General features: G+C 39.7%; 5 protein-coding genes. 1 reads left to right on the top strand and 4 read right to left on the bottom strand.

Going from position 1 to position 4961, the window contains the following annotated elements; all coding sequences use genetic code 11:
- From RAO94_11935 to RAO94_11945, 3 genes are all read right to left on the bottom strand, one after another.
- Window positions 1–883, bottom strand: an 883-nt coding sequence (locus RAO94_11935) for a potassium transporter TrkG (protein ID MDP8323052.1), incomplete at its 3' end; no start/stop codon positions are given.
- An 8-nt stretch (window positions 884–891) separates the two neighbouring features.
- A complete protein-coding gene (locus RAO94_11940) occupies window positions 892–1521 on the bottom strand; it encodes a nucleoside monophosphate kinase (GenBank protein ID MDP8323053.1) in 630 nt (209 codons plus the stop codon).
- Window positions 1522–1651: 130 nt separating this feature from the next.
- Window positions 1652–2179: a hypothetical protein gene (locus tag RAO94_11945; protein ID MDP8323054.1), complete on the bottom strand. Its 528-nt coding sequence runs from the start codon at window positions 2177–2179 to the stop codon at window positions 1652–1654.
- Between the two features lie 362 nt (window positions 2180–2541).
- Between RAO94_11945 and RAO94_11950 the strand changes: the two genes are divergently transcribed.
- On the top strand, window positions 2542–4335 hold the full coding sequence (locus RAO94_11950) for a hypothetical protein (protein ID MDP8323055.1): 1794 nt from the start codon (window positions 2542–2544) through the stop codon (window positions 4333–4335).
- Between the two features lie 305 nt (window positions 4336–4640).
- On the opposite strand, the gene RAO94_11955 is transcribed toward RAO94_11950, so the two are convergent.
- Window positions 4641–4961, bottom strand: a 321-nt coding sequence (locus RAO94_11955; protein ID MDP8323056.1) for a hypothetical protein, incomplete at its 5' end; no start/stop codon positions are given.

Raw genomic sequence — 4961 nt, forward strand, 5'->3', positions numbered from 1 at the left:
ATCCGGCATTACAAAAAGCTGAGATAGAATGAAATACTGCAATATATATGGTGTGCAATCCCTGCCCGAAATCTTTGGCGAACCGCCAGTACAGGATTATCGCACCCAATATTTCGATAGAGATCGTAACCAGGACAATATTCTTAACCAGCATCACCATATCCAGCTTGTTGGATTCTCCCACCATATTCTGGATAAGATTCTCGCTGCGCATTTTCATCTTTTGCCCGATCATGATAAAGAAGGCTCCTGATATCGTCATTATCCCCAGAGCACCTATCTGGATCAGAATAAGGATTACCATCTGTCCAAATAAGGAAAAATATGCCCCCGTATCCTGAACTATCAATCCCGTAACACACGTTGCCGAAGTGGCAGTAAAAAGTGCATCAATAAATGGAGTCTCGGTGTTTGACGCCGTTGCTGCAGGCAGCATCAAAAGCATCGTACCCACACTGATAGTCAAAATAAAACTTATCATAAAAAAACCAGGCGGATTATCTGAAATATGGTCTATCAGCGAACTTTTCTGATGATCCATATAACCTGCTGAACGGTTACGAATACTAACTAATATCTGCCTTCCCAGAAGATAAAAAAGAAATAAACTCGCTGGTAAATGCAGAAATATACTCACCAGGAGAATAAAGAGATCCGGTAGACGCAATAAGAACCGCTGGAAGGTAAATTGATACCGTGTCTCATGAATTATCAGGTATAATACAAATATTATCTCACTAAAAGAAGTGTAATAATACATTGTAATGCCCGATAATTCTACCGAGAGAAACAGCAAAAAGAAGTTTATCACTGCAAAAACATAGAGTATCCGGTTAAGCAGATAATCCAGCTTTTGATGTGATTGCAGATTTTCGTTTGTCATTGATTTATCTACTGGAGAGTATCTACTTCCCTCACAAGCTGATCAAATATATCATTTATGCCCTGGGCAGCATCAATCTTAGTGATCTTCACTTTACCCTGGAAGAAATCAAGTAGTTTCTTAGCCTGCTCCTGATAGATGTCTATCCGACGCTGAACTTCCTGAGGCTTATCATCTTCACGCGTTACCAAAGTCCCGCCGCAAACATCGCAGATGCCTTCCTTTTGTGGTTTCTTAAAGAGAACATTGTAATCTCCGCCGCAACCTGAGCAGTTTCTACGGGCAGATATTCTTTTCACTGCTTCAGATTCCTCCAGATCAAGCACGATCACCAGGTCGATTGAATAATGCTGCAAAAGATAATCTGCCTGAGCCGGTGTACGGGGAAATCCATCCAGGATCATACTTTGTCCTGCTTCCTCAGTTGCATGTTTAAATATCTCAAAGGTTATCTCATCAGGCACAAGCTCCCCACTGGTAATGTACTGTTTTGCCTTTTTTCCGGTCTCAGTACCTTCAGACATCTCTATGCGAAATAGCTGACCAAGATTTACATGCTTCCAATCCTTTAATTCTGCTAATTTCTTCGCCTGTGTTCCTTTTCCACTACCTTGAACGCCCATTATAACGATATTCATTAATTCCTCCATAAGCAAATTTACAATGTTAACAAAATTTACACACTCACTCTTAAGTCAAGAAATATCGCTGTTTTATCCTGTCTCTATGTCAAAAATGAAACTGATCACTGCTGCCTGAACTTAAATATCAGGGAACCACTACCTTAAATGCTTCCACGCAAGGAATACCTGCCCCCGATCTTTGACTGCTCACATTGTGGAAACTTATCACAATCCCGGGGAAAAACTCTTCAAAGACTGAGATCAAACCCTCAGCAAATGCCCGGCAATATATGGCACACACATCTGAATGACAACCGGTTACATGTTTCTCTGCATCAATTGTTACGCAATAAGCTGTATCTTCCGTTTTAAGATAAACTATATCACCCTCAACCCAAACCTCAGGCAGATTTCCGCCCCGGTCTTTAAAAAATCCATACAGAAAGTCCCTGATATATGCCAAAGGCTCTTTCCAGAAGCTATTATGATATTCTGCGTCTGTTGATATCAGCTTGATGAGCCTGTCCACTCCTGACTGATATCCCGCTGCCAGATAATAACGACGTAAACCTCTGTATGCCACTCCCCCAAACCGCTCATAAAGTCCCGCGATCTCACGCAATTCACATATCCGTGCTTCCAGCTTAAAATTACTGATGCTCTTATCACTCATATTAATTCTCCCTGATATTATTTGCTAAACAGATTCTTTTCCTTATATGATTATCCTGCAAGTTTTTTATAATATGATGATCTTTCTATCTCAACAACTAAGTGGACGTGCACCGCCGGAGTACTCTCAGGTGGGGCGCAAACACGACAGCTATCACCCAGCCAAGCCAGGACTTTTGAACGGTACTCCGGAAAAGAGTTCTGGACAACAGATCAAACTACCTACCTCGGACGTTATCTGCGCCCCACCTGGAAATACCCGGCGGTGCACATGCACTTAGTGGCAGAAATTATTATTGACATATATTCCCATAAAGCTAACAATATATCAGCAGGATAAATACTTAAACAGGAAGTGCATATATGATAAAAAATAACGCGGTAATACATAATAAGAAGACCTTTATATTGGTGCTGTTCCTGTTTTCCCTGCTTACACCGCTGATTTCCAGCCCAATTACTCAGGAACCGGTATATTTCATTGATAATGATATAGATACATTTACCAACGTTATCACCCAGGATGATCAAATATTTGCTTTAGGTGGAAACTGGGGTAAGCTTTATTTTTACAGTTTTGATCAGGAACTGCACCTGAAATTGAAAAAAAAGGTCTCTGATAATTATTACAAAACATTAATGATACCCTATAAGGAAGGCTTTTTGATAAAAACTGCAAAACATCAAACCTCCAGAATACTCTACATTAGTAAAAAAGGTAAAGTCATAGATTCTATGAAAGTTGAAGGCTCTATTGAAGACTGTTGTATTGATAATGACCAAATATTATTAGTTATCTGTCGTGACAGGAAATTTTTAATTGCTAAGATCAATGAGAAGTTCGAACTTTATTTTGAGATGCTTCTTTCAGATTCAATTGAATCAAGCTATACCATGACAACAAAATTATTTATGACAGGAAAATACAACTATTTACTCACTCTCTCTAATAGTGCCAGTATTTACACTTTTGCCAGAATTTACACTTTTGATAAAATGTGGAATTTCATTGATAAGAAGATGATAGCTGAGTGCGACAGGAATTGTAATTATCAGTTTAATATGTGGGATGAACAGATCATTATGTATCCAGGGAAAGCCTTCTGGCTGACTAACCCGAAAAATTACATTGATTATGAAGGTCAACCCCTGAAAGATCAGGTTAATTACTTAGATTTGGAGGGTAATTTATTACAAGCTGTTGATATCCCTCGATATAGAGGTTTCTCATCTGAGCTGGTTAGCAAAGAAAATATCTATATCCAGCAGTCTGAGCCATTGAAAACTCTCTATTTAGTTTCCTCTATGGGAGATATAGTGAGAGAAGTTAATTTTGATTTTACTTTCTCAATGAAAGATCACGCCTTACTTTCTGCAGATAAATACCTGTTTGCCGGAAATTACGCTCAATGCAAATACTGGGAAAATCATGGTTTACTCCTACTAAGCCAGTCCCCAGATGAATCACTCTCTCTTTTCCCCCTGACTAAAGATGCTCTTGCACTCGAATCAGCCTTTGAAGCTGATAATACTGAAGCACTCAGTGAGTTAATAGATAAATGGTATCAGTCAGGAATTAAACCTAAGAAACGATTCTGCCGTAAGTGGGAAAAGGAAGCTTATGCTCTTTACCAAATGATCTTTCCCGAAATGTATAAAAAAAATAGTAGGAATTTTAACCCTCAAAATGGCAATCCCTATTATGATCCCGAGTATATCCTGATCTCTAATCATGTCTCTATCGAAGTATCAGAATCACTATACTATCCGTCCTATAGTTCCTTGGAAAGGGGATTAATGAGCACAATCCAATGGAGTTACAAGCCAACTGAAATTAAACATGATATCTTCGATTTCCGACCTGAAATCCCCTTAGACCTTAAAGCCATATATTCTACTGATGAAATTTCACGCTCTTTGTTAGGATTCTTTGCCCTCTCTAAAAAAGACAAATTAAATTCACAAAGAAAAAAGTTCCTGAACGAATATTTATTGGTGCAAATACAAAATGGTATGGGATATGAACCCTATATCTATGGTTATTATGATTATACAAGAATTATATTCGACCGCAAATATCATAAAGCAATTATCCGCAGCAAACACGGTGGCAGATATCAGTGCGTAAAAGAAAAGGGGGTCTGGAGAAGGTCTTAAGGTAGTAGAGATTTTTGAAAAAATAAACCCTGATTAACCAATCAAGTTGACGTGCACCACCGGAGTAATCTCAGGAAGTCTAACCTTCTGAATGGTCGATAGACCTTCAGAATGGTTACTCAAACCGCCCCTTGCAAAAACTCCAATTTCACCTTTCACCCAACTAAGAGATACCCCAGCCAAGCTACCTCCTGGATGGTTGAAAACCTCCCGGATGGTAGCGTTTCCCGCATGAGGACTGATATCTCCCCGTCACCATCCGGGAGGCTTACCAGCCATCCAGGAAGTAACTCATTTTCTGCTCATTACATTACATTCCCATTCAAAATTAAAAACTCAAAATTAAAAATTCTTACATTCAATTCCCTCTCACTCAACCCATACTTCCCCATACCGCACACCTCCAGCAGATCACCCAGCGTTTCCACCCCGGGCAGCCAGTTATCAGGCGACAGTTCTTCCAGGTCAAAGCCCAATATCCCTCCCGCTCGAAATATTAATTTACTCCACAGATTATGCTGCTTTACTATCTTCCACCGTTTCCGGTAATTAGCATCAAACCAGCGCATATGATATTTCTCCCACACCTGCCTGAATTCCACCGCAGCAGCACTCCAGCACACATG

It is taken from the genome of Candidatus Stygibacter australis (assembly GCA_030765845.1).
In the GTDB taxonomy this organism is placed as follows: Bacteria; Cloacimonadota; Cloacimonadia; order Cloacimonadales; family TCS61; genus Stygibacter; species Stygibacter australis.